The organism is Aliiglaciecola sp. CAU 1673 (genome assembly GCF_029223185.1).
Classification (GTDB): domain Bacteria; phylum Pseudomonadota; class Gammaproteobacteria; order Enterobacterales; family Alteromonadaceae; genus Bowmanella.
Genome location: NZ_JARHUG010000021.1, coordinates 18,364 through 40,289, shown reverse-complemented (window position 1 = coordinate 40,289; position 21,926 = coordinate 18,364). Strand labels below are relative to the sequence as shown.

The window sequence follows — 21,926 nt, the reverse complement described above, 5'->3', positions numbered from 1 at the left end:
TGCTTTTAAGCGACGGATTTTTTCTTCTCAGCCTTCACCGCAAGTTTTTCCAGGCTACCCGGCGTGAAATCATCCACACTCAGGGCCAGCAGACGCATGCTGTTGGTACGCTTGAGCTGTTCTGCTTCATGCTCGGAGATAACGGCTTTTTCCAGCGCCAGCTCCAGGGTTTTAGCCAATGGCAGTTTGCGCGGCAGAACACCTTCTTTTTGCGCCTTGAGAATTTTCTTCTCAACCGGCACCACATCGTGCATCGCGATAAAGGCGTTTTCTACGATCCCGACTGGATCATCTGCTTCCTTACCGATATAGCACAGGTGCGTCAGACGATCGCGCATCACACCAGGCACCATCAGCGAATCGCTAACCTGCTGAGTGATATCATCGGCAGGCATCTGAAAGTGAATACCCCAAGGGAAAACGGTGCGCTTGAGCACGTTGGCCACCAAGCGGTTGGGGAAGTTCTGGAAGAAGCCGTCGAAGGCCACACCGATCTTGAACAAGCAACGCTTCAGGGCATAGTGAACAAAGGGCAGATCAGCAACCTGACGGCCGTCACTTTCATAGCGACGCAACACCGCAGAACCGATATATAACTGGCTTAACACATCGCCCAAACGTGCGGAGATCATTTCCTTACGCTTGAGATCACCACCCAGAATCAGCATGGAGAAGTCGGCACACAGAGCCAGGCCTTTGGACATACGCGCCATCTGCTTGTAGTAATCCTGGGTTTCACCGGCCACAGGCGAGCTGTTAAAGGCACCCACAGTCAGGCCCTGGAACAAAGCGCCGAAGAAGTTGCCGGTAGCAAAGCCCACATGCTTGACCAGCAGTGAATCAAAATCCTTCAGACCCTTTTCTACGTCGGCATTGGCCGCGGCTTCCATCTCTGCAAACACATAAGGATGGCAGCGCGTTGCACCCTGACCGAAAATCATCAGGTTACGGGTAAGAATATTGGCCCCTTCCACCGTGATCGCCACTGGCGTACCGAAGTACTGGTGGGCCAAGTAGTTCTTAGGTCCTAGCTGCACGCCTTTACCAGCGTGCACGTCCATGGCGTCATTAATGACTTCACGGGACATTTCGGTCATATGGTATTTGGCAATGGCGGTAACGACAGACGGGCTTTCACCTAAATCAATAGCACCAGCAGTCATGGTACGCATGGCTTCCAGGGTATAGGTCAGGCCTCCGATGCGGCCCATGGCTTCCTGGATCCCCTCGAATTTACCAATAGACATACCAAACTGTTTACGCACTGCGGCATAGGCGCCGGTAGTACGGGAAGACAGATGTGCAGTCGCAGTGGCCAGGGCCGGCAGGCTGATACCACGGCCCGCAGACAGACATTCCACCAGCATACGCCAGCCACGACCTGCGTAGTCTACGCCACCGATAATCCAATCCAGGGGAACAAACACATCTTCGCCCTTAGTAGTCCCGTTCATAAAGGCTTGACCCACTGGATAATGGCGATCGCCTACCTGCACGCCTGGGTGGCTGGTGGGGATCAGAGCACAGGTAATACCCAGCTCTTCTTTGTCACCGAGCAGGCCTTCAGGGTCATACATCTTAAAGGCCAGGCCCAATACAGAGGCTACAGGCGCCAGAGTGATATAACGCTTGTCCCAATTGAGCTTCAGGCCCAACACTTCTTTACCCTCATGCATGCCTTTACAGACGATGCCGGTATCGGGAATAGCGCCGGCGTCAGAGCCTGCTTCAGGACCGGTCAGGGCAAAGCAAGGAATGTCTTTGCCACTGGACAGACGCGGTAACCAGTAGTTTTTCTGCTCTTCAGTACCGTAGTGCAGCAGTAATTCGCCGGGGCCTAATGAGTTAGGCACCATCACGGTAACCGCCACGCTCAACGAGCGCGTGGAGATGCGCGATACGATAGTAGAGTTGGCAATGGCAGAGAACTCTTTGCCGCCATAAGCCTTAGGAATAATCATGGCAAAGAAGCCTTCCTGACGCAGGTAATCCCACACTTCCTTAGGCAGATCTTTTTGCTCATGCACAATTTTGTAATCATCCAGCATGGCCAGCAGGGTTTCTACCTGGTTGTCCAGGAAAGCCTGCTCTTCTTCATTCAGCTGGGGTTTGGCGTATCCATGCAATTTGCTCCAGTCGGGATTACCGCGAAACAGCTCGCCTTCCCACCAAATGGAGCCCGCCTCCATGGCTTCACGCTCGGTGCTGGACATGGGCGGTAGAATCTTTTTGAAAATCTGAAACACCGGTTTGGTGATCAGGTTACGACGGATATCCGTGACGCCGAGCACAATGGCCAGGACGACAACGAGGATCAGCAATATAGACATGGCGACACCTTCTTAGGCTATATCTTTGACAGGATTGAGACCAAAGGAGTACTGAGCGGCTGGCGCCCCTACTCCCGCAGATATGTAAGGGATTAGTTTCTGAATAATATCGGCAACGGCTACCGGCTCCTGGTAGTCCGCTTCGGCGATTTCACTCAGCGCTTTACTGGAGGCCATGGTGAACACAAAGGTACCGATGGCAAAGTGCAAACGCCAAAAGATCTCTGCATCACTTAGTTGTGGCACGGCCAGATGCACGGCGCTGACAAAACGCTTAAGCATATCGCCGTAATGCACGGTGATATATTTGCGTAAGTGTCCTTGTGATTCTGAATAGCCACGCCCCAGCAATCGCACAAATATTGCCGTGCCCTGAGGACGCACCTGATTAAGCAGCAACAAAGGCTGGATCAGGCTGGCAAATACTTGTTCAACCGAAGGCTGTGGGTGTTTCGCCAGCAGTTGCTTCACCTGCTGATCGACACTGGGCATCAGCACTCGCAAGTAGCGCTGCAACACTTCCTGAATAAGCTGTTTCTTTGAGCCGAAATGGTAATTGACCGAGGCCAGATTCACCTTGGCTTGGCTGGTTATGGCCCGTAGGGAGGTATCTCCAAAACCATGCTCGGAAAAGAGAACTTCCGCTGCATCGAGGATCTGAGTCTTGGTTTCCGCACTCATACTAAACACCTGATTCAAACAACAGTTTGAAATTTATGTTTAAATCGCTTGGATTTCAAGTAGAACTTATTAACAACACAGATCAGACCAGTAAAACTTGCTTAACACAATGATTTACATAGATTTAAATATATATGCAAAAAAAAGGTTTTATCGGGAACTGAACGCCAACTGAACATGTCATAGAAATAGCAGCAATAGTTTGCATGTTTTCCAACTCTCCCTGGGCCCGATTTCACTAGCGCTTCGAAATTGGGTCTTTTTTTTGCGATTTTTTATCCGCCCCTGGTAATAATCAACCAATTCGTCCCATTGTCTCCCCATCATTCCGATGCCTTGATATACTGCTGCCACCCGGTCAGCAGGCCGGCCATAAAACTCAATTAGTACCGGGATCCACCCGGTCGTCCAATGAACCCTATTCATGGACTTACAACAACAAGGGGAATCCATGCTCAAGCAGAAACTGACCCTGTCGGCCATGATGGTCGGCCTGGCTCTGGGTGTTACCGGCTGCCAACCTAAACAAGCCGCGACTGAACAAGCCGTACAAGCCAAAGCACTAACAGCCGCCGATGCTAAAGCCTTCCTTGACAATGCCCAGGAAGAGCTGTTTAAGCTGCAGGTACCTGCCGCCCAAGCGGCCTGGGTCTATGCCACCTATATCAATGATGATTCTGCCGCCGTTTCGGCCTATCTGAATGAGAAGTGGTCCAGCCGCGCTTCCGAACTGGCCAAAGAAGCGGCGAAGTTTAATAACGTAGAGGTGGATGCCGACACTCGCCGTAAGCTCGACTTGTTGCGTAACTCTCTGGTACTGGCACCGCCTGCGGATGCTGCCAAGTCAGAGCGTTTGGCGCAATTGTCTTCCGAGCTGGACGGTATGTACGGCAAAGGTCAGTACTGCCGTGAAAATGGCGAATGCTGGAGCCTGGGTGAGATGACCGCCAAAATGGCTACAGAGCGTGACAATGATCTGTTGCTGGAAATCTGGAAAGGCTGGCGTCAGGTTTCGCCACCAATGAAGCCCCTTTATGAAGAAATGGTAACGCTGGCCAACGAGGGTGCCAAAGAGCTGGGCTTTGAAGACACCAGCGCGCTGTGGCGTGGCAAATATGATATGCCTGCCAATGAGTTTGGCCCTGAACTGGACAGAACCTGGAATCAGGTGAAGCCGTTTTATGATGCCCTGCACTGCCATGTACGCGCCAAATTGGGCGAGCACTATGGCACTGACGTGGTACCGCAAGATAAGCCTATTCCGGCGCACCTGTTAGGCAATATGTGGGCACAAACCTGGGGCAATATCTATGACTTGGTCAAGCCTGAGCAGGAAATGAAAGTGCCGGATGTGACCAAGGCCCTGAATGAGCAAGGCTACGATGAAATCAAGATGGTTAAGCAGGCCGAGGCCTTCTTTACCGGTCTGGGTTTTGAACCACTGCCTGAATCTTTCTGGGAGCGTTCACAGTTCCAAAAACCCAGGGACCGTGATGTTATTTGCCATGCCTCGGCATGGGATATCGACGATAAAGACGACCTGCGTATCAAGATGTGTATCCAGAAAACCGGTGAGGAATTCAATGTGATTCACCACGAACTGGGGCATAACTTCTATCAGCGCGCCTACAAGGACCAACCGCTTCTGTATCGTGGCTCTGCCAACGACGGCTTCCATGAAGCCATCGGTGATACCATCGCACTGTCGATTACACCTAAGTATCTGAAAGAAATCGGTCTGATTGACGAAATCCCGGATGAGTCCAACGATATCGGTATGCTGATGCAGGTGGCGTTGGATAAGATTGCCTTCGTACCTTTTGGTTTGATGGTGGATCAGTGGCGCTGGAAAGTATTCTCCGGTGAAGTAACGCCAGAGAACTACAACAAGGCCTGGTGGGAACTGCGCGAAAAGTATCAGGGCGTGATGGCCCCGGTTGAAAGACCAGCCGATGCTTTCGATCCAGGTGCCAAGTACCATGTACCAGGCAACACACCTTACACCCGCTACTTCCTGGCCCATATTCTGCAGTTCCAGTTCCATAAGGCACTGTGCGAAATCGCCGGCGATCAGGGGCCAGTGCACCGCTGCTCTATTTACGGCAGCAAGGAAGCCGGTGCAGCGCTTAACAAGATGCTGGAAATGGGTATGAGCCAACCTTGGCAAGAGGCGCTGGCCAGTCTGACCGGTTCGCCGCAGATGGATGCAACTGCCATTCTGGACTACTTCGCCCCGCTAAAAGCCTACCTGGATGAACAAAACCAGGGCCGCCAGTGTGGGTGGTAGCACGGTTCGCTTCGCGAATTCAGAGTGACTTAACGTCACTCTGAAAGTGCTGCCACGGGAGCATAGGAAGTGCGACCTGGGTGAGTTTCATCATGGACGTGTACATGACGTCCCAACAGTCACTTTAGAGGGACCGGACGGCCGACCTGGGCGATCCCCAAGGAAGGGTGACAGCTCAAAAACCAATCTCAACAAAAGCCCGAATCGGGCTTTTGTTTTTTTCCAGTGTAAAAAATGCTTTCGCTTCGCGAATGCCGAGTGAGTTGAAAGCCACTTCCATGTGGCTCACCTGCTTCGCAGGCGAGCTAAAGCGGTCCCAGCATGATTGCCTGGAGCAATCATCAAGCCCGATATCGTGGGATGCGGTGTGTAATTCATTCCTGATGAATTGGTAACGTCACTCTGAAAGTGCTACCACGGGAGCATAGAAAGTGCGACCTGGGTGAGTTTCATCATGGACGTGTACATGACGTCCCAACAGTCACTTTAGAGGGCCCGGACGGCCGACCTGGGCGATCTCCCAAGGAAGGGTGACAGCTCAAATACTAACCCCAACAAAAGCCCGCTTAAGGGCTTTTGTTATTTCTGCAACCAATTAATGAATCAGCCAAAAAATCAGGATATGCAACCAGAGCCTAAAACCGCTCCAATATCCCCACAATCTCCCGGGTATCCTCAATCACACGGATAACCTTATCCTCCACCTGAATAGCCACTGTGCCATCATCAGTTCTGTCCAGCACTTTACCACGCTGATAAATGTCCTTATCCAGGGTATGCCCTACTTCCAGCTTCTTTTGCCAACCTGGCGGAAGTGGTTTTCCCTCAGCGACTTTCTTCTGCAAACCTGGCGGTAAGGCTTTCTCTTTATCTTTGCCCTTACCTTTTCCATCACCTGCATTGGCAACACCTATGGTCATTGCCAGAACTACGGTCAGTAATGTAATCAGCTTTGTCATCATTTCCCCTTTTGTGAATTGCACTTGGGGTCAGGACTTGAATTTTGCAGAGCTTCTGCAAAATTCAAGTCCTGACCCCACCTGATATTCTCAGAGGCCGACGGCCAGACCTTCTCTTCTTGGATCAGCGCCTCCGACCAACGTGCCATCTTTGATCATGATGCCATGGAGGCCTGAATTGAGGTCGATGATCTGTACTTTGTGTCCCATGGATTCGAGGGCCGGTGCCAAACTCTCAATCTCTGTACCCCTCTCCAAAGCCGTATAGTCATTTCGGTCGGTCACTCGAGGCAGATTAATAGCCTGTTGGATATCCAGTTTCCAATCCAACACGCCGATCAGGGTTTGCGCAACATAGTTGATGATGCGACTGCCGCCCGGTGAACCGATGGCCAAATACAACTTTCCGTCCTTATCAAACACCATGGTTGGTGTCATTGAACTGCGAGGGCGCTTTCCTGGCTCGATGCGATTAAGTACTGGCTTGCCATTCACCTCAGGCACGAAGGAGAAGTCCGTAATCTGGTTATTTAGCATGAAGCCATCCACCATTAAGGCAGAGCCAAACGCCATCTCAATACTGGTGGTCATAGACACCGCATTACCCTGCTTGTCGATAATGGAAAAATGACTGGTATTGGGAATTTCGTAGGCGACATCCTCTGCAGTAGTCAGCTGTTCGTAAGGTTCCCCGGGGTGTGCCAAGCCCATATCCCGCTCGGGAGAAATCAGCGCAGCGCGACTTTTCAGATAGTCTTTATCTAGCAGCGCCATGATCGGCAGATCGTTAAAATCGCTGTCTGCCACATAATATTCTCTGTCGGCAAAGGCCAGTTTGGAGGCCTGAGTGAACAGGTGTACTGCCTGCACACTATTGGGCTGCATGTTTTGCAAATCATAGGCTTCGAGCATCTTCATTATTTGCAGCGTCGCCACCCCACCCGAGCCTGGAGGGGCCATACCGCAGACCAAATAAAGCTTATAGGGCCCGCACAAAGGCTTACGCTCAACGGCCTTATAATTAGCCAAATCCTCAAGACTTAGGGTACCGGGATTGATGGGTGCGCCCTGAATGGTATCTACAATACGTTTTGCCAGATCTCCTTTGTAGAAGGCATCGGCTCCTTTTTCGGCAATCAGGGAAAGGGTGTTGGCTAACGCTGGATTTTTCAGAATATGATCGGGCTGCAGGGGTTTCCCATCCGGATAAAAATACGCATTACTGGGACTGAACTGTTTCAAGCCAGGATGTAAATCCAGGGAGACCAGCATGGACAGGCGCGGAGACACCTTAAACCCCTCCGTTGCAGCCAATTCTGCATCACGAAACAGGGTCTTCCAGGGTAACTTGCCGTATTTTTTATGGGCCGACTCAAGTGCTCTCAATACCCCGGGCACACCCACAGCCTTACCACCAACAATAGCCTCACGCCAGGGAATGGGTTTGCCACTTTGCACAAAATGATTGGCATCGATGTTCTGCGGCGCGGTTTCGCGACCATCAAAGGTGGTTAAGGTTTTCGTGCTGTTATCCCAATACAGGATAAAAGCCCCACCGCCAATGCCCGAAGATTGGGGTTCCACCAATGTCAGCATGGCCTGAACGGCGATAGCAGCATCAATAGCGCTACCGCCCTGCATCAATACTTTTTTTCCAGCCCATGCCGCATAAGGGTTGGCGGCGCTGACCATAAACTCGTGCGCCTCAACGGCTTTTTTCTGCTTAAACCCGGTGGCGGCTTCGGGCTCGCGATCTTCCTTAGGCTTGCTTTGCTGTGCCCAAACAACCTGCTGTGTGGCCAGCAGAAGGAGTAACAATAGAACTCTCAACATTCCCTCCAACTCAGTTGTAAATCTTGGGATCGGGACGACGTTTTTCGATAAACGCAGCAAAGGCTTCTCGAGCAGCCGGTGTTCCCAACTGTTCAATAAAGAGGTCAAGTTCATCATTAATATGTACAGCCACCTCATCTTGATTGGCTTTGAGCAATGATTTGGTAAATGCCATGGCTTGATGAGGCTTGCTGACCAGTTTGCCAAGCACGCTATCAACTTCTTGTTGCAAAGTGGCCACTGGCAGGACTTTATTTACGATACCGAAATGCAGCGCTTCCGTAGCATCGAAAGGCTCGCCCAGCATTAACCATTCAGCAGCCTTTCTATGTCCCACTAATCGCGGCAACAAATAGCTCGATGCATACTCCGGCACTAATGCCAGATTAATAAATGGCAGACAAAAACGGCTATCTTCAGCGCAATAGACCAAATCGCAGTGCAGCAACATGGTGGTGCCAATTCCCACGGCCAATCCCTGCACCTGCGCCACCACCGGTAAATGACATTCCATTAACGCATTCATAAAACGTACCGTCTCACCAAGCTGTTCATGGCCAGGCGCACCGGCGAAATCGGCCAAATCATTACCCGCAGTGAAATCCCGCCCATCGCCTTTGAGCAAGACCGCCCGCACTTCAGGCGTCTCGGTGACGCTTAAGATAAGATCAGCCATCTGACCATACATCTGAAAAGACAATGCGTTCTTCTTTTGTGGCCGATTCATTTGGATATGCAATACGTGATTTTCGATATGATGCTGGATGTATGACATGGGTATCCTCATATTCTGATTGGCTTTCGCCTTGCAGAGCACTTTAACAGGCGTGCTCAAACATGGCTATCTTTCAAGAATGCCGGACAGAGGCCTAAGTTAGGTTTATCTTGCTCTCATAAAGCAGTCACTTTTTGTTGCACAAACAGCGGCTTGGCGTTTTGCCTCCTGCTTCGCAGTCAGGTTAAACTCAGTGAATCAAAACAAAGAAGATGAACCATGCTAAATCTCCCGTTGGCTCCCCGCTTCTGGCTTGGGCCACTTATCATTCTCACTATTTCTGCGTTGTTGTACGGGTTTGAGCCTGCCAGCAGCCAATGGTTGGCTTATGACCGTATTGCCATGCAAACAGGTGAGTGGTGGCGGTTGCTGACTGGAAATTTTCTGCATACCAATGGCTATCACCTGCTCCTGAATGCAGCTGGCCTGTTGTTACTTTGGGGTCTACACGGAGACTACTACCGTCCCCTTCCTTTCATATTGCTGCTAATGGCTTGTGCTTTGGGGGCAACGATCGGTCTTTACTGGTGGACGCCGCAAATGAGCTGGTATGTGGGGCTATCGGGTGCATTGCACGGCTTGTTTGCCTGGGGGGCGTTGATGGATATTCGCCATGGTCTCAAAAGCGGTTACATATTAATCCTCGGTATCTGGCTGAAAATAGGCTATGAAACTTGGGTCGGCCCCAGCCAGGACGTAGAGAGCTTAATTGGTGCTACGGTGGCCACCGACGCACACCTGTTTGGGGCCCTGACCGGCACAGTGTTGGGTCTGATGTGGATCCTGCGCTGGTGTTTTGAAAAAGGAGAAAGACATGGAAAAGAAGCAGCTTAAGGGTCAGTGCCTTTGCGGCGCAGTCAAGATATCAGCCAATGTGGATACTAAACTCGGCGTGTGTCATTGCAGTATGTGCCGGGCTTGGGTAGGCGGTCCATTTTTTGCGGTGGATGCGGGCAAAGACGTAACCTTTGAAGATCTCAGCAACATTGGTGAATATGAATCTTCTGAATGGGCCAGCCGTGGCTTTTGTAAATCTTGCGGCAGCGCGCTTTATTATTTTTTAAAGGCTAACGGGCAGTACATTCTTTCTGCCGGTCTGTTTGGCGATAACAACGAATTTGTGTTTGACCATCAGATTTTCGTCGATGAGAAACCGCCCTACTACCACTTCGCTAATCACACCAAGATGATGACTGGTGAAGAGGTTCTCGCGGCTTTTAACGCCAACCAGTAAATTCTCCACCAGAAACTAAAAGGCCCCGAACTTTGGGGCCTTTCTTGTTAGTGTAAGTTCTCTTGGAAGAGTTTATAAATGCGTCGGTATTCATCCAGCCAGGAGCTGGGCTGACGGAAACCGTGAGATTCTACCGGGTAGATGGCGGTCTCAAAGTCCTGCTTTTCCAGTTCGATTAAACGCTGCACCAATCGCACCACATCCACAAAGAATACGTTGTTGTCCACCATCGGGGCATTGATCAAAAGCGGCTTCTGCAAACCTTCGGCGAAGTAGATGGGCGAGCTACGCTGATAGGCAATAGGATCCACATCGGGCGTATTGAGGATGTTGGAAGTGTAAGGAATATTGTAATAAGCCCAATCGGTCACGGGGCGTAGCGCAGCACCACACTGGAACAGATCCGGAGCGGTGAAAAGTGCCATAAAGGTCATAAAGCCGCCGTAGGAGCCGCCATAGGTACAAACACCCTGCTCATCCACATTGGCATTCGTCACCATATAGCTTACCCCATCACGCAAGTCCTGGATTTCCGGGGTGCCCATTTGACGATAGATAGCGGTTCGCCAATCACGCCCATAGCCCTGTGATGCACGGTAATCCATGTCCATCACCACATAGCCCTGCTGTACCAGCATGCTGTGGAACATAAACTCACGAAAATAAACGGACCATCCCAAATGAGAGTTTTGTAGGTAACCGGCACCGTGATTAAAAATCACTGCCTTGCGCTTTTCACCCTCTTGATAGCCTTCGGGTAAATACAGCTTGGCATAAATCGGTTGCTGGCTGTGGCTGGAGGGCACTGGCACTATCTGCGGCGCACTCCAGGGCATCGCTTTAAAGGCGTCGCTGACCGTATCGGTATATTTAACCGGCTTGGCGCCCACATCCGCCTGTTGCACATACAACTCTGGAGGCATGGTGACAGTGCTATGATTAACAAGCAGTTTCTGTTCATCAGGACTGAGCACATACAGGTTGTTACCACCCATATCGGTCATTGCTTGAATGTCACCATTTGTCAGGCTGACCCGGTATACCTCATAAATCCCCGGATGCTTAATATTGGCCCTGAAATAAATGTACTGATCATCACGGGTCAGGGTTAAATCATCCACCTCATAGCGACCAAAGGTCAGCGCCTGCTCTTTGGTATTTAAGGTTTTCTTATATAAGTGGGCATATCCAGATTGCTCAGATAAGAAGTACAGGGTTTCGCTATTGTTAAGCCAGCCAAAACTGTTGAACTTGTAGTTGATCCAGGCATCGTCATGCAGTCGATGCTGACTGACCAGGCTGTTCTTACGAAAATCGACGGTAGCAATCCAGCGATCCTTGTTATCCCAGGCCTTTAGCATCACCGCCACCTGACGACCATTGTTGTGCCAGCGAATGGCGCTTTGGGTCCAGTACCAATCGGTAATCAGGCCGATATCTCTTGGCAGACGATTGCTTTGATAAGTCTCGCCCTCGGCTGCGGCGTTTTCTTTTTTAACCGCTGCCAGCACATCCTCGTTATAGCCAGGCAGGCTGGCAAAGCTCAACTCAGATTGTGTGCCTTTTTCCAGATCCAGCAACCACAACGCTTGTTTATTCGGCTCTGCCTCGGCCACCATGCGACGCACTGCTTCGGATTTAATGCGACCATCTTCGCCAATGTAGTTAGGCATGATGTCTTTTTCAGAGCGGGAGGGTTTGTCTTCCTCGATGGCTAGTACCAAACGCTTGCCATCTGGGGAAAGACTGGCCTCAGCGGTGACAAACTTACTATCAAAGTAGAATGGCTCAGGCACCAGGCTGCTGTTCGCGGCCTTTATTGCCTGCCTGCGCTCAAAATGGGCCTGTCTCTCGGCACGCTCCTTGACCACAGTTTCAATCAACTGCAACTGCTCTTTGGCAAGATAGTCCTTGGGTTCCTGCACCGCCTTAGGCTTGTCGGCGAATTTCCAACTGACAACCTGGCGGCTGATGCCAGTACTGAGATCGATGGCCAAGAAGGCATTGCCCAAACGGTACGCAAGGCGCCCATCCAGTAAAAACTGAGGTGCTTGTACCTGAGCATCTTGTTGGGTCAGTTGGGTGACCATGCCCGTTGCCAAATCTTTTACAAACAGATTGCCTTCAAACACCCACGCGGCTTTGGTGGCATCTTGATTGAAAACGCGGGTAGCATTGTCTGCTTTGTGCAAGTCAGACAAGTCTATGGCGTTGCCATTGCCAGGAGTGCCTAGTGCGGTCTGGTACAACTCCAGGACCGGGCTGCCGGCCATTTTACGCTGGTAGCGAATATGCTGACTATCCAATGCCCAATAGGCATTTTGAGGCTCGCGGCCAATCCAATCAGGGTCGGCCATGATCTGCTCAAGCACTATCTCTCCGTTTTGGCCTAAGGCCGGGCTCGATTGGACAATAGCAACAGGTTCGGCCTCCACTTGGGGAGCACTGCTGGTGACCGGAGGTTGAGAGGTAGCAGCGCAAGCGCTAAGGCCGGCACTGATCAGAGTGATCAGCAGCGTCTTGGTGAATTTTTGCATCTTGTTATTATTCCCTAGTAAGCGGGGGCGAAACATACAGACTAAAACCCTATTAAACCGCAAAGCCGATAACCAGCGCAAACCTGATGATCTTCTTTGACAAATCAGCGTAACATCAGCGTCAGTCTTCGCGAAAATCGCCCTTAATTACCCGAACAACAGAGGGAACACCATGAAAATACGTTTATTGGCATTGATTTTGAGTTTGGCGACAGCTGGTGTATCGGCCAACCAATGCCCCGACCTGCTGAAGTTTGTCAAACGCAAGCTGAACTCGCAGGATACCGTCAACCTGTGTGACGAATACCAAGGCAAAACCTTACTTTTCGTTAATACTGCCAGTTACTGCGGCTTCACCCCACAATTTGAAGGGCTGGAAAAACTCTATGCTGATTACCAGGACAAAGGCTTAGTGGTTTTAGGCTTCCCTTCCCATGACTTTAATCAGGAAGCAGACAGTGAAAGCAAAACGGCTGAGCTGTGTGAACTGACCTATGGGGTCAAGTTCCCCATGTTTGAACCCATGGCGGTGCGCGGCGATGATGCCGATCCCCTTTACCGCATGCTCGAAGCCAAATCCGGCACCTCAGTGAAGTGGAACTTTTATAAATATCTGGTAAACGCCAATGGCGAGGTGGTGGAGTCCTACAGTTCCTTTACCAAGCCACAGGACAAGGACTTTATTGAAACTCTGGAGAAAACCCTTAACCAGGACAGCGAAGTCAAAGGCTGATAACTGGTATAACCTGGCTAGAGGCATGGTGTAACGGTTCTTAGAATAAAAAAAGCCCCACCGGGAGGTGGGGCATAAGAGCACACTCAACTAGGAACACACTTTTGCAAAGGCTGAAAGCCTTCACTCACTGCAAAAATTTAGGCAACCTCTTTTTCAATTAGTTCCAAAATTTTTTCATTTGCTGCATTAAATCCTTTGTTCGCTGCTTCCGGCCCCATGGCCAGACCTTCTGCATACACAAATTCCACGTCTGCCAGGCCTAAGAACGCCATTACATCCTTGATATATTGGGTCTGGCTGTCCTTCGGTGTACCGGCATACAAGCCACCGCGAGCGGCAATCACATAGACTTTTTTGCCCTCAATCAAGCCCACAGGGCCTTGCTCTGTGTATTTGAAGGTCACACCGGCACGGGCGATGCGGTCAATCCAGGCTTTAAACACAGAAGGCACCCCAAAATTGTACATTGGCATACCAATAACGATGACATCTGCGCTTTTGACCTCTTCAATCAAGCGATCTGATAAAGCGGAAAGTTTCTGCTGTGCCTCAGAGCGCTCAGCGACGGGTGTCATCCATGCCTGCATTTCACCGGTACTCAAATGTGGCAGATCATCGGCCATCAGGTCGCGCTCTGTGACTGACAGCGTCAGGTTGTCAGCAAGTTGTTTTACAAATTGATGGGCCAATTTAGCCGAGTTACCTTGGTCACCATTGATGCTGGTGTTAACGAGTAGCAATTTTTTCATGGCGTTTCTCCTGCGAAGTTGATGAAGGAGATTTTAGGCAACTAAAAAAGAAATAAAATCGCATATTTTCGCCACAATTTTTCGAATTATTCGAAAACTAAAAATATCACCAAAAAAAATTTCTGATCCCCGATTTTTTCCCCGGCGTACAGCTTGGTGCTCAACCACTGTGAGGAAAACTCCATGAGAGGAATCAGCAAGATACTGACTGTGTGCGCCATCCCCGTGCTGTTAAGCGGCTGTTGGCTTGACGATGATGACAATAACACCACCGCGCCGGTACCGGAGCCACCAACAACACCGACTCCGGACCCAACCCCCCAAACTAACGTAAGAATTACCCACGCAGTGGCCGATGCACCTGCGGTGAATATACTGGCCAATGGCGCCTTGCTGGCTGGTCTTGAAAACGTCGACTACCAGGTTTCATCTGGCTGGCTGACTATTGACGAAGGCAGCTATAGCATTCAGGTAGATGCCAGATTGCCGGGGCAAATGACTACGCCGGTGATTGGCCCGGCTGACTTAAGTTTTATGGGGGGCAAGACCTATGATGTATTGGCCGTCGGCAACGTGGCGACTATCGAACCCCTTATTATTGAAAATGACGAGACAGCGGTTACGGCAGGTAATGCCAGGGTGCAGGTCCTGCATGGCGCCGCCAATGCACCTATGGTCGACATCTATGTGACTGCGCCAGATGCCGAACTCCAGGCATCTGCTGCCCTTGCCACCCTTTCCTTTAAAGAGTTTAGTGCCCAGACTGAAGTCCCCGCAGGCGACTACCGGGTCAGAATTACCCCGGCAGGCACCCTGGATGTAGTGTTTGACTCTGACACATTGACCTTACCTGATGGCGCCGATCTGTTGGTTGCTGCCACCGATAATGTAGGTGCCGGCGATTCCCCTGTGACCCTGCTGGCCATCGACAGTAGCGGTGCAGGCAAAGTCTGGGATGCCGATGGCGGTGCCCATTTACGTGTGGTGCATGGCGTGGCCGATGCCCCTGCAGTTGATGTGCTGATCAATAATGCTGCCACTCCCACTGCTCCACAACTGGACGGCCTGGCCTTTCCAGACGATAGCGGCTTTTTACCTGTGCCAGCCGGTACCTATTTAGTGGACGTAGTGGCCGATGCCGATAACAGCCTGGTCGTTATTGACGATGCAGAGCTCACCCTCAATCAAGGTCAGATAGCCACAGTGATTGCCCACAATGCGTTGTCCGATATCGCCCTGGCCGTACTTGATGACGATGCGAGACCTTTGGCAACTGCCGCCAAAGTGCGCATTGTGCATGCATCGCCTTCAGCCGGTGAGGTGGATATTTATGTCACGGCCGATGATGATATTTCCGATGATACCCCCGCATTTACCGCCGTGCCCTTCAGCTCGCCGGTACTGGCCACCACCGGCTATGTGGAGTTGGCGGAAGGTAGCTACTATGTCACTGTCACCGGTACCGGCAGTAAAGAAGCGGCCATCGGTCCTCTGATGCTGGATTTTAGCGCCGGACAAGTGGCCACGGCGATTGCATTGGATGCTACTGACGGCGGCTTACCGCCACAAGTGGCGTTGTTTGATGATGCACAGCCAGAGCCAGTGGTCTTTAGTGCCGAACAAACCTTCAATGTAAGCCTTAGTGGCGCCCAGGAAGTACCTGCCGTTATGACAGAGGCGACGGCTACTGCCATTGTCGAGCTGGATATTACCAACCATCTGTTTCGTGTTGACCTGGATGCCAGCAATGTGTCCGGCGTCGCCGCCGCCCACGTACATGACGGTAGCATTGGTACCAATGGCCCCGTTGCCTTTCCCCTGACCAATGATGGCGACGGTACTTTTAGCCTCGAAGCCACCGCAATTACTGGCGAACAAATCTCTGCACTGCAAAGTGGGCAGTGGTATCTCAATGTGCATACCGAAGCCAACCCCAGCGGTGAAGTGCGTGGACAAATCGTCGACCAGAATACCGCCGTGGTCACATTTGAGTTAAGTGGCAACCAGGAAATTCCCCGTGTAACCACCCCTGCTTCAGGCTTTGGCTACGCTACGCTGAATACGCAGACACTGGCGGTTAATCTCTCTGTGATAACCGAAGGGGTTTCTGATGCCACTATGGCCCATATTCACACCGGTTATGCGGGTGAAAACGGGCCTGTCTATGTAACACTTGAACAAGACGCGGCTGATGCAAATCGCTGGCATACCCCAGCAGGCGCCACTGTGGATGCCGAGAATGCGGCGAGGCTGGTAGCAGGTGGCCATTATGTAAATGTGCATACACCGGCAAACCCCGGTGGCGAATTACGTGGCCAGATCACCGCTGGTAATATTCAAGTGTATGGGGTTGTCGCGTCTGGCGCTGAAGAGGTGCCGGCCGTTACCACCGACGCCAGCGCTGTGGGCGCCATTACTCTAAACACCCTGACCGGGGAAATCATCGCCAACATGCAAGTGGCGGATATGACCCCTACCATGGCGCACATTCACGCAGGGGCGGTGGGTGAGAATGGCCCGGTGGTATTGCCGTTCTCAAATCCAGAGGCAGCAACATGGACCCTGTCCGCCACCCTCGATGATGCTCAGCAAAGTCTGATGCAATCATCCGGCTTGTACGTGAATTTCCACTCAGATGCTTATCCCAACGGGGAGATCCGGGGTCAGATCACCCTGGGTTTCGACTAATCCTCTAAGCGCCTAATGCGGGAAATCTTGGCGGGCTCCATTGCGGGCCCGCTTTTTCATCTATTACAAGGCATCCAGACCTTTAGCAAAGTCATCAACAATATCATCAATATCTTCAATGCCCAGAGACAAGCGGATCATATTGTCACTGATCCCCATTTTCGACCGCTGCTCGGCGCCCATCTCGTAATAAATAGTATGGGCCACGGGGATCGCCAGCGTGCGGGTATCGCCTAAATGAGTAGCATTGAGCACCAGTTTCAAACTATTTAAAAACGCGAAGCAATCATAACCGGGTTTGAGGTCAAAACTCATAATGCCGCCATAATGCTTAAAGTGCTGACGGGCCAATTGGTGCTGGGGATGATCACACAGCCCCGGATAATAGACTTTTGCCACCTTCTCATGGTTACTCAAAAAGTTGGCCAGCTTTATGGCATTCTCGCAGCTTCGCGCCAAGCGTAGCGCCAGGGTTTCCATGCCCACGGAAATGGCATGGGCCGATTGTGGCGTGAGACAGCCGCCCATATCGCGCAACCCCTTCTTTTTAATTTGAATCAGTCCCCAAAGATGAGCAGGTTGCGACTGATAAGCCGGATTGATATTGGGGAAACGCGTCCAGTCATATAAGCCGGTATCAATCACCGCACCGCCCAGCACATGGCCGTGACCGGCAATATACTTGGTCAGCGAACCGACCAGCAATGAGGCCTGAACTTCTTTGGCGTCAAACAAATAGGCCGGGGTCATGGTGTTATCCACCATATAGAGAATGCCTTTTTGGGCACAAAGTGCGCCAATGGCAGCCAAATCCGCAACCTGGGTCACCGGATTAGCGATGGTTTCCAAATACACCGCGCGGGTATTGGGTTTAATGGCGGCTTCCACCAGAGTGACATCGGTCACATCCACCAATGACACCTCAATACCAAAGCCCCTCAAGGTATGGGCGAAGCTGTTAGTATTGCCAAACAGGAACTGGCTTAGGATCAGGTGATCACCTTGCTTTAGCAAAGACAATAAACTGGTGGTAATCGCGGCCATACCCGAAGCAAAGGTCAGCGCGCCGATGCCGCCTTCCATGTGACTTAACATGTTCTGCAGGGCATCGATGGAGCCGCTCGATTGGCGCGAATACGCATGTCCTGCCTGTCGTCCCTGGAATATATCCACCAGCTCTTCCACGCGCTTGTACTCAAACAACACCGAGTTGCAGCTTGGCTGGTGCACGGCGCCGTCTTGCGGTTGATTCAGCAACCGATCTGCATGCACCAATTTAGTGGTAAAGCCTTTGAATTCCACGGATATCCCCTCGATTATTAAGCCAGGTGCGGATGCTTCGCATGCACCTTGGCATAGAAGCCTCTGATTTTAGCCATCTCTACGGCTAAATCATCCCCTATTTTTAGTAAAGGACCAAATCCAATCACTTTTTTCTTATAATCCAAATATATAAGCATAACGGGTACACCCGATTCACGAGCAATATGCAAAAAGCCGGTTTTCCAATGTTCCACTTTTTTACGGGTTCCTTCCGGCGCAACGCCAAGGACCAAACCGTCTGCCTGTCTGATCACCTCCGCAACTTGCTGCACCACGCCATGGGTTGAACGCCTGTCCACCGCGATACCGCCAATACGGCGCATCCACCAACCCAGAGGTCCGACAAACAAACTATGTTTGCCTAAAAACGAGATTTTCATTCTAAGGGCAAATGCCGTAGCCAGCGCCACAATAAAGTCCCAGTTAGAGGTATGGGGCGCCACGCACGCCACCAGCTTTGCCTCGTTGGGCCATTGGCCTTCCATTCGCCAGCCCAATAGTCTGAGCACAGTACAACCCAACCAAAAAGTGAAGGCATTACCTTGTCTGGGTGGTTTGTCACCAATTACGGGAATATTCAGTGGATTTTCCATGATGATAACGGCATTTTTACTATGTTTTGCAGTTTGTCTGAGCCCGTCATCGATGTCGAGCCCTTAGCGCGCAATCTGTCGACCTTTGTCTTTCTCATCGGCTTCTAGTGGGGCACAATGAGGTTAAGTAAATAATAAGGAATGTTTTTTGAAACACTTTTTACTGCGTCTGGTCGCTGTTCTGATGGTGCTAGGCTCTACGCTCACCAGTGCTCAGGACAATGCCAAACAACTTTTTGGCCACCATCAACCCGCCCTCTATCAAATTCGCATGATTGAGCTTGAATCCGGCAACAAGTCCTCTATTGGTTCGGGCTTTCAGGTTAGTGCCGATGGATTAGTGGTCACTAATTATCACGTAGTCTCTGATGCCGTCTTTTACCCGCAAAAATATCGGATGGAGTACCAGGCACAAAACGGTGAAACGGGCGAACTCAATTTAGTCCATGTGGATGTGGTTAATGACTTAGCGCTAGTCAGAATTGCCAATCCAGGCACCGAATTCTTTAATCTGGCACTTGGCTTGCCTTCTCAGGGCGACAATATCTACTCTCTGGGTAACCCCCACGATCTGGGCATGATCGTGGTGCCCGGGACTTATAACGGTCTGAAGAAAAACAGCTTCAATGCCAAGATCCACTTCACCGGCTCAATCAACCCCGGGATGAGCGGTGGACCTACAGTAAACAAAGATGGCGAAGTGATTGGCGTCAATGTGGCCACGGCCGGTAACCAAATTGGATTTTTAGTCCCCTTAATGCCCCTCACTGCATTGGTAGAAAGAGCACAAGAGCCTACGCCCCAAGATTTTATGGTCGATATTCAAAGCCAGTTACTTGAAAACCAACAGCGCTTATTAGCGCCATTTACTGCCCAGTCCTGGCCGCTGGCCTCATTAGGTCAAGCCAAAGTCGCCGGAGAGGTAGTGGATTTTCTGCCTTGTTGGGGCGATTCCAACAGTAATGATCAAAATGCTTTTTTCCTGACCGTGCAAAAACGCTGTCGTTTAGACGAAGAAATTTACCTGCATAACAGTCTGCGTACCGGCAGTATGGAGATGGAATATGAATGGTTAAGTTCAGAAAAGCTCAGCAGCGCCGCCTTTTACAATCTGTTTGAACAAAGTCTGCAATCGGTACATCCCGGCAACAATGCGGGTAAAGAGGATGTGACTAACTTTGCCTGTGAACAGCAGCGCATTCAGAATCAGCAACAGATGCAAGTGCGTCTGCTGTTCTGTACCCGCAGCTATCAGGCCTTTCCGGAACTGTACGACGTACTGATATTAGGGGCCAGTTACGATCGAGAAAATCAAGGCCTTATCAGCCACTTTACCTTAGCGGGTGTCACCCGCGAGCTGAGTCAGGCCTTCAGTCAACGATTTTTGGAGGCGCTGGCATGGCAATAGTGATTGAGCGCCTGTCGGGCGATAATCGGCAAATGACCCATTACCGTTTCGATAAGCCCAGCGTTTCGGTGGGCCGCGGCTATGGCAATGACATCCGCCTGCAGGACCCTTATGTCTGCGCCGAACACATACTGATTGAAACGCAGCCAGAGGACGGCACCATTCTGGTCCGGGATTTGGGTTCAATGAATGGCATGTTAGTCAATGGCAAGCCTTGTGTAGAGGCCAAGGTTATGCCTGAAGATGTGCTGACCTTAGGCAAAACGCGGTTACGCTTGTTTGACAGTCACGCAAAAGTAGCACCCACCCTAAGATTAAGTGTGGTCGAGGCAAAGCTCGCCTTTTTGTCTGATTGGCGTTTTGCCCTGCTGATTGCTCTGCTGTACGCGGCGAGCCTTAGCTATCAAACCTACACCCATACCTTTAAAGAGTTTGAGTTCAGTAGCCTGGTCCCCCGCCTACTGGGCGAATTTGTGGTGCTGTCGGTATGGCCACTTCTATTTGGTTTGCTGGCCAGGTTATATAAACAGGATGCGCGTTTGACCAACCAATTTGCGCTGTTATGGTCAGTGGCCCTTTGTGGGCTGGCATTGTCCTGGTTAAATCGCTGGCTGCAATTCAACTTTCCGCAACTGCCTTTATGGTACTGGGTAGAAACGCTGGTCGCGGGCGGTTTGTTCTTTGTATTGCTATGGACGAGTCTGCTAATTGCCTTCCATCAGTCGCTGGCCAGGCGCAATCGTATCGCTCTGGGCGCCACCCTTATCATGCTGTCATTGTTACTCGGCTGGAAACAACTCAACCAAGCAAGCTTTTCACCGTCGCCGCAATATCGCTTTAGCATTATGCAGCCCGGCTATTCGCTGGGAGAGGGCATGCAAGTGGATGACTTTATCGAACAGACCGATGCATTGTATCAACGCACCAAAGCACAGCGGGACAAGCCCTGATGTGCATATTGTTTATCGCCATTGATCAGCATCCGCGTTATGCGCTGATTTTGGCAGCCAACCGCGATGAGTTCTTTGCCCGCCCCACGGCGGCCTCGGGCTTCTGGAAAAGTCACCCCACCCTGCTGGCCGGACGGGATTTACAGGCCGGCGGCACTTGGATGGGCATGACCATGGATGGGCGGATTGCGGCACTGACCAATATCCGCCATCCGGCCTCTGTGATGGCCGATCGTCAAAGTCGGGGGGATCTGGTCGCCGATTATCTTAAAAACAGAGCAGATATGCCGGGCTATCTGGCAACATTACGCCAGCACAGACAGGATTTTAACGGCTACAACCTGCTCTTTGGCAGCTGGCGTAATCTTGGCGTGTATAACAACCATCTGGATGATTTTCAGCCCCTGGGACCCGGTATTTATGGTCTTTCCAATGCTGATATTCATAGTCCCTGGCCCAAAACCGGATGGGGTGTAAGGGCCCTTGGCCAGTACTGTGAGAAATCGAATCTAAACACAGAGCATCTGTTCGAATTGCTCAGACAGGAACGTCAGGCTGAAGATCACCAGCTTCCCAATACCGGGGTGGAATTGGATTGGGAAAGGCGTCTTTCGTCCATCTTTATCCGTGGACAAACCTATGGCACACGCTCATCCACCTTGTTGTTAGTGGATAAAGCAGGCCACTGTCTGTGGCATGAACGCAGCTTTAATCAGGAAGCGCAATTAACCCGGGAATTTCGCACTGAGTTCGCCTTGATATAGCAACAGACAAACTGCCATAAGATATTTCCCACAACTACTCGAAATTCCCGCCGTGACTGGCATAATGAGGTCCGCAAAC

General features: G+C 51.1%; 17 protein-coding genes. 8 read left to right on the top strand and 9 right to left on the bottom strand.

Annotation, left to right across the window (positions count from 1 at the left end):
* Positions 1-5: 5 nt before the first annotated feature.
* Positions 6-2,330: an acyl-CoA dehydrogenase gene (locus tag P2G88_RS17270; protein WP_275798273.1), complete on the bottom strand. Its 2,325-nt coding sequence runs from the start codon at positions 2,328-2,330 to the stop codon at positions 6-8.
* A 12-nt stretch (positions 2,331-2,342) separates the two neighbouring features.
* Positions 2,343-3,011 (bottom strand): TetR/AcrR family transcriptional regulator, encoded by a 669-nt coding sequence (locus P2G88_RS17265; RefSeq protein ID WP_275798271.1) that lies wholly within the window; start codon positions 3,009-3,011, stop codon positions 2,343-2,345.
* 451 nt (positions 3,012-3,462) lie between these two features.
* Here P2G88_RS17265 and P2G88_RS17260 point away from each other — a divergent pair, with 451 nt between their 5' ends.
* Positions 3,463-5,298, top strand: a complete 1,836-nt coding sequence (locus P2G88_RS17260; protein ID WP_275798312.1) for a M2 family metallopeptidase — start codon at positions 3,463-3,465, stop codon at positions 5,296-5,298.
* Between the two features lie 635 nt (positions 5,299-5,933).
* Here P2G88_RS17260 and P2G88_RS17255 read toward each other — a convergent pair.
* From P2G88_RS17255 to P2G88_RS17245, 3 genes are all read right to left on the bottom strand, one after another.
* On the bottom strand, positions 5,934-6,257 hold the full coding sequence (locus P2G88_RS17255; protein ID WP_275798270.1) for a hypothetical protein: 324 nt from the start codon (positions 6,255-6,257) through the stop codon (positions 5,934-5,936).
* A 90-nt stretch (positions 6,258-6,347) separates the two neighbouring features.
* Positions 6,348-8,090: a gamma-glutamyltransferase gene (gene ggt / locus P2G88_RS17250; RefSeq protein ID WP_275798268.1), complete on the bottom strand. Its 1,743-nt coding sequence runs from the start codon at positions 8,088-8,090 to the stop codon at positions 6,348-6,350.
* Positions 8,091-8,100: 10 nt separating this feature from the next.
* Positions 8,101-8,865: an enoyl-CoA hydratase gene (locus P2G88_RS17245; protein ID WP_275798266.1), complete on the bottom strand. Its 765-nt coding sequence runs from the start codon at positions 8,863-8,865 to the stop codon at positions 8,101-8,103.
* Between the two features lie 219 nt (positions 8,866-9,084).
* On the opposite strand from P2G88_RS17245, the gene rrtA reads away from it, so the two are divergent.
* On the top strand, positions 9,085-9,699 hold the full coding sequence (gene rrtA / locus P2G88_RS17240; RefSeq protein ID WP_275798263.1) for a rhombosortase: 615 nt from the start codon (positions 9,085-9,087) through the stop codon (positions 9,697-9,699).
* On the top strand, positions 9,680-10,099 hold the full coding sequence (locus P2G88_RS17235; protein WP_275798261.1) for a GFA family protein: 420 nt from the start codon (positions 9,680-9,682) through the stop codon (positions 10,097-10,099). The genes rrtA and P2G88_RS17235 overlap by 20 nt, the downstream gene beginning before the upstream one ends.
* Before the next feature lie 47 nt (positions 10,100-10,146).
* On the opposite strand, the gene P2G88_RS17230 is transcribed toward P2G88_RS17235, so the two are convergent.
* Complete coding sequence (locus P2G88_RS17230) at positions 10,147-12,636, bottom strand: prolyl oligopeptidase family serine peptidase (protein WP_275798259.1); 2,490 nt, start codon at positions 12,634-12,636, stop codon at positions 10,147-10,149.
* Positions 12,637-12,808: 172 nt separating this feature from the next.
* Here P2G88_RS17230 and P2G88_RS17225 point away from each other — a divergent pair, with 172 nt between their 5' ends.
* Positions 12,809-13,369, top strand: a complete 561-nt coding sequence (locus tag P2G88_RS17225) for a glutathione peroxidase (protein WP_275798257.1) — start codon at positions 12,809-12,811, stop codon at positions 13,367-13,369.
* A 140-nt stretch (positions 13,370-13,509) separates the two neighbouring features.
* On the opposite strand, the gene P2G88_RS17220 is transcribed toward P2G88_RS17225, so the two are convergent.
* Entirely contained in the window at positions 13,510-14,121 is a 612-nt protein-coding gene (locus tag P2G88_RS17220; RefSeq protein WP_275798254.1) for an NAD(P)H-dependent oxidoreductase, read from the bottom strand.
* A gap of 183 nt (positions 14,122-14,304) precedes the next feature.
* On the opposite strand from P2G88_RS17220, the gene P2G88_RS17215 reads away from it, so the two are divergent.
* A complete protein-coding gene (locus P2G88_RS17215) occupies positions 14,305-16,809 on the top strand; it encodes a CHRD domain-containing protein (protein ID WP_275798252.1) in 2,505 nt (834 codons plus the stop codon).
* 63 nt (positions 16,810-16,872) lie between these two features.
* On the opposite strand, the gene P2G88_RS17210 is transcribed toward P2G88_RS17215, so the two are convergent.
* Both P2G88_RS17210 and P2G88_RS17205 read right to left on the bottom strand, forming a co-directional pair.
* Positions 16,873-18,111: a cystathionine gamma-synthase family protein gene (locus tag P2G88_RS17210; protein WP_275798250.1), complete on the bottom strand. Its 1,239-nt coding sequence runs from the start codon at positions 18,109-18,111 to the stop codon at positions 16,873-16,875.
* Positions 18,112-18,128: 17 nt separating this feature from the next.
* Positions 18,129-18,725, bottom strand: a complete 597-nt coding sequence (locus P2G88_RS17205; protein WP_275798248.1) for a lysophospholipid acyltransferase family protein — start codon at positions 18,723-18,725, stop codon at positions 18,129-18,131.
* A gap of 148 nt (positions 18,726-18,873) precedes the next feature.
* Here P2G88_RS17205 and P2G88_RS17200 point away from each other — a divergent pair, with 148 nt between their 5' ends.
* Genes P2G88_RS17200 through P2G88_RS17190 form a run of 3 tightly spaced genes read left to right on the top strand, consistent with a single transcriptional unit; the run spans position 18,874 to position 21,847 of the window.
* Entirely contained in the window at positions 18,874-20,133 is a 1,260-nt protein-coding gene (locus P2G88_RS17200; RefSeq protein ID WP_275798246.1) for a serine protease, read from the top strand.
* Positions 20,124-21,083, top strand: a complete 960-nt coding sequence (locus tag P2G88_RS17195; protein WP_275798229.1) for an FHA domain-containing protein — start codon at positions 20,124-20,126, stop codon at positions 21,081-21,083. The genes P2G88_RS17200 and P2G88_RS17195 overlap by 10 nt, the downstream gene beginning before the upstream one ends.
* A complete protein-coding gene (locus P2G88_RS17190; RefSeq protein ID WP_275798227.1) occupies positions 21,083-21,847 on the top strand; it encodes an NRDE family protein in 765 nt (254 codons plus the stop codon). The genes P2G88_RS17195 and P2G88_RS17190 overlap by 1 nt, the downstream gene beginning before the upstream one ends.
* Positions 21,848-21,926 lie beyond the last annotated feature (79 nt).

Bases quoted from the DNA above. Each gene is read 5' to 3' on its own strand.
- P2G88_RS17260 (WP_275798312.1), top strand. From the start codon at position 3,463: ATGCTCAAGCAGAAACTGACCCTGTCGGCCATGATGGTCGGCCTGGCT.
- P2G88_RS17195 (WP_275798229.1), top strand. From the start codon at position 20,124: ATGGCAATAGTGATTGAGCGCCTGTCGGGCGATAATCGGCAAATGACC.
- P2G88_RS17265 (WP_275798271.1), bottom strand. From the start codon at position 3,011: ATGAGTGCGGAAACCAAGACTCAGATCCTCGATGCAGCGGAAGTTCTC.
- P2G88_RS17225 (WP_275798257.1), top strand. From the start codon at position 12,809: ATGAAAATACGTTTATTGGCATTGATTTTGAGTTTGGCGACAGCTGGT.
- P2G88_RS17220 (WP_275798254.1), bottom strand. From the start codon at position 14,121: ATGAAAAAATTGCTACTCGTTAACACCAGCATCAATGGTGACCAAGGT.
- rrtA (WP_275798263.1), top strand. From the start codon at position 9,085: ATGCTAAATCTCCCGTTGGCTCCCCGCTTCTGGCTTGGGCCACTTATC.
- P2G88_RS17230 (WP_275798259.1), bottom strand. From the start codon at position 12,636: ATGCAAAAATTCACCAAGACGCTGCTGATCACTCTGATCAGTGCCGGC.
- ggt (WP_275798268.1), bottom strand. From the start codon at position 8,090: ATGTTGAGAGTTCTATTGTTACTCCTTCTGCTGGCCACACAGCAGGTT.
- P2G88_RS17190 (WP_275798227.1), top strand. From the start codon at position 21,083: ATGTGCATATTGTTTATCGCCATTGATCAGCATCCGCGTTATGCGCTG.
- P2G88_RS17270 (WP_275798273.1), bottom strand. From the start codon at position 2,330: ATGTCTATATTGCTGATCCTCGTTGTCGTCCTGGCCATTGTGCTCGGC.
- P2G88_RS17215 (WP_275798252.1), top strand. From the start codon at position 14,305: ATGAGAGGAATCAGCAAGATACTGACTGTGTGCGCCATCCCCGTGCTG.
- P2G88_RS17205 (WP_275798248.1), bottom strand. From the start codon at position 18,725: ATGGAAAATCCACTGAATATTCCCGTAATTGGTGACAAACCACCCAGA.
- P2G88_RS17255 (WP_275798270.1), bottom strand. From the start codon at position 6,257: ATGACAAAGCTGATTACATTACTGACCGTAGTTCTGGCAATGACCATA.
- P2G88_RS17235 (WP_275798261.1), top strand. From the start codon at position 9,680: ATGGAAAAGAAGCAGCTTAAGGGTCAGTGCCTTTGCGGCGCAGTCAAG.
- P2G88_RS17245 (WP_275798266.1), bottom strand. From the start codon at position 8,865: ATGTCATACATCCAGCATCATATCGAAAATCACGTATTGCATATCCAA.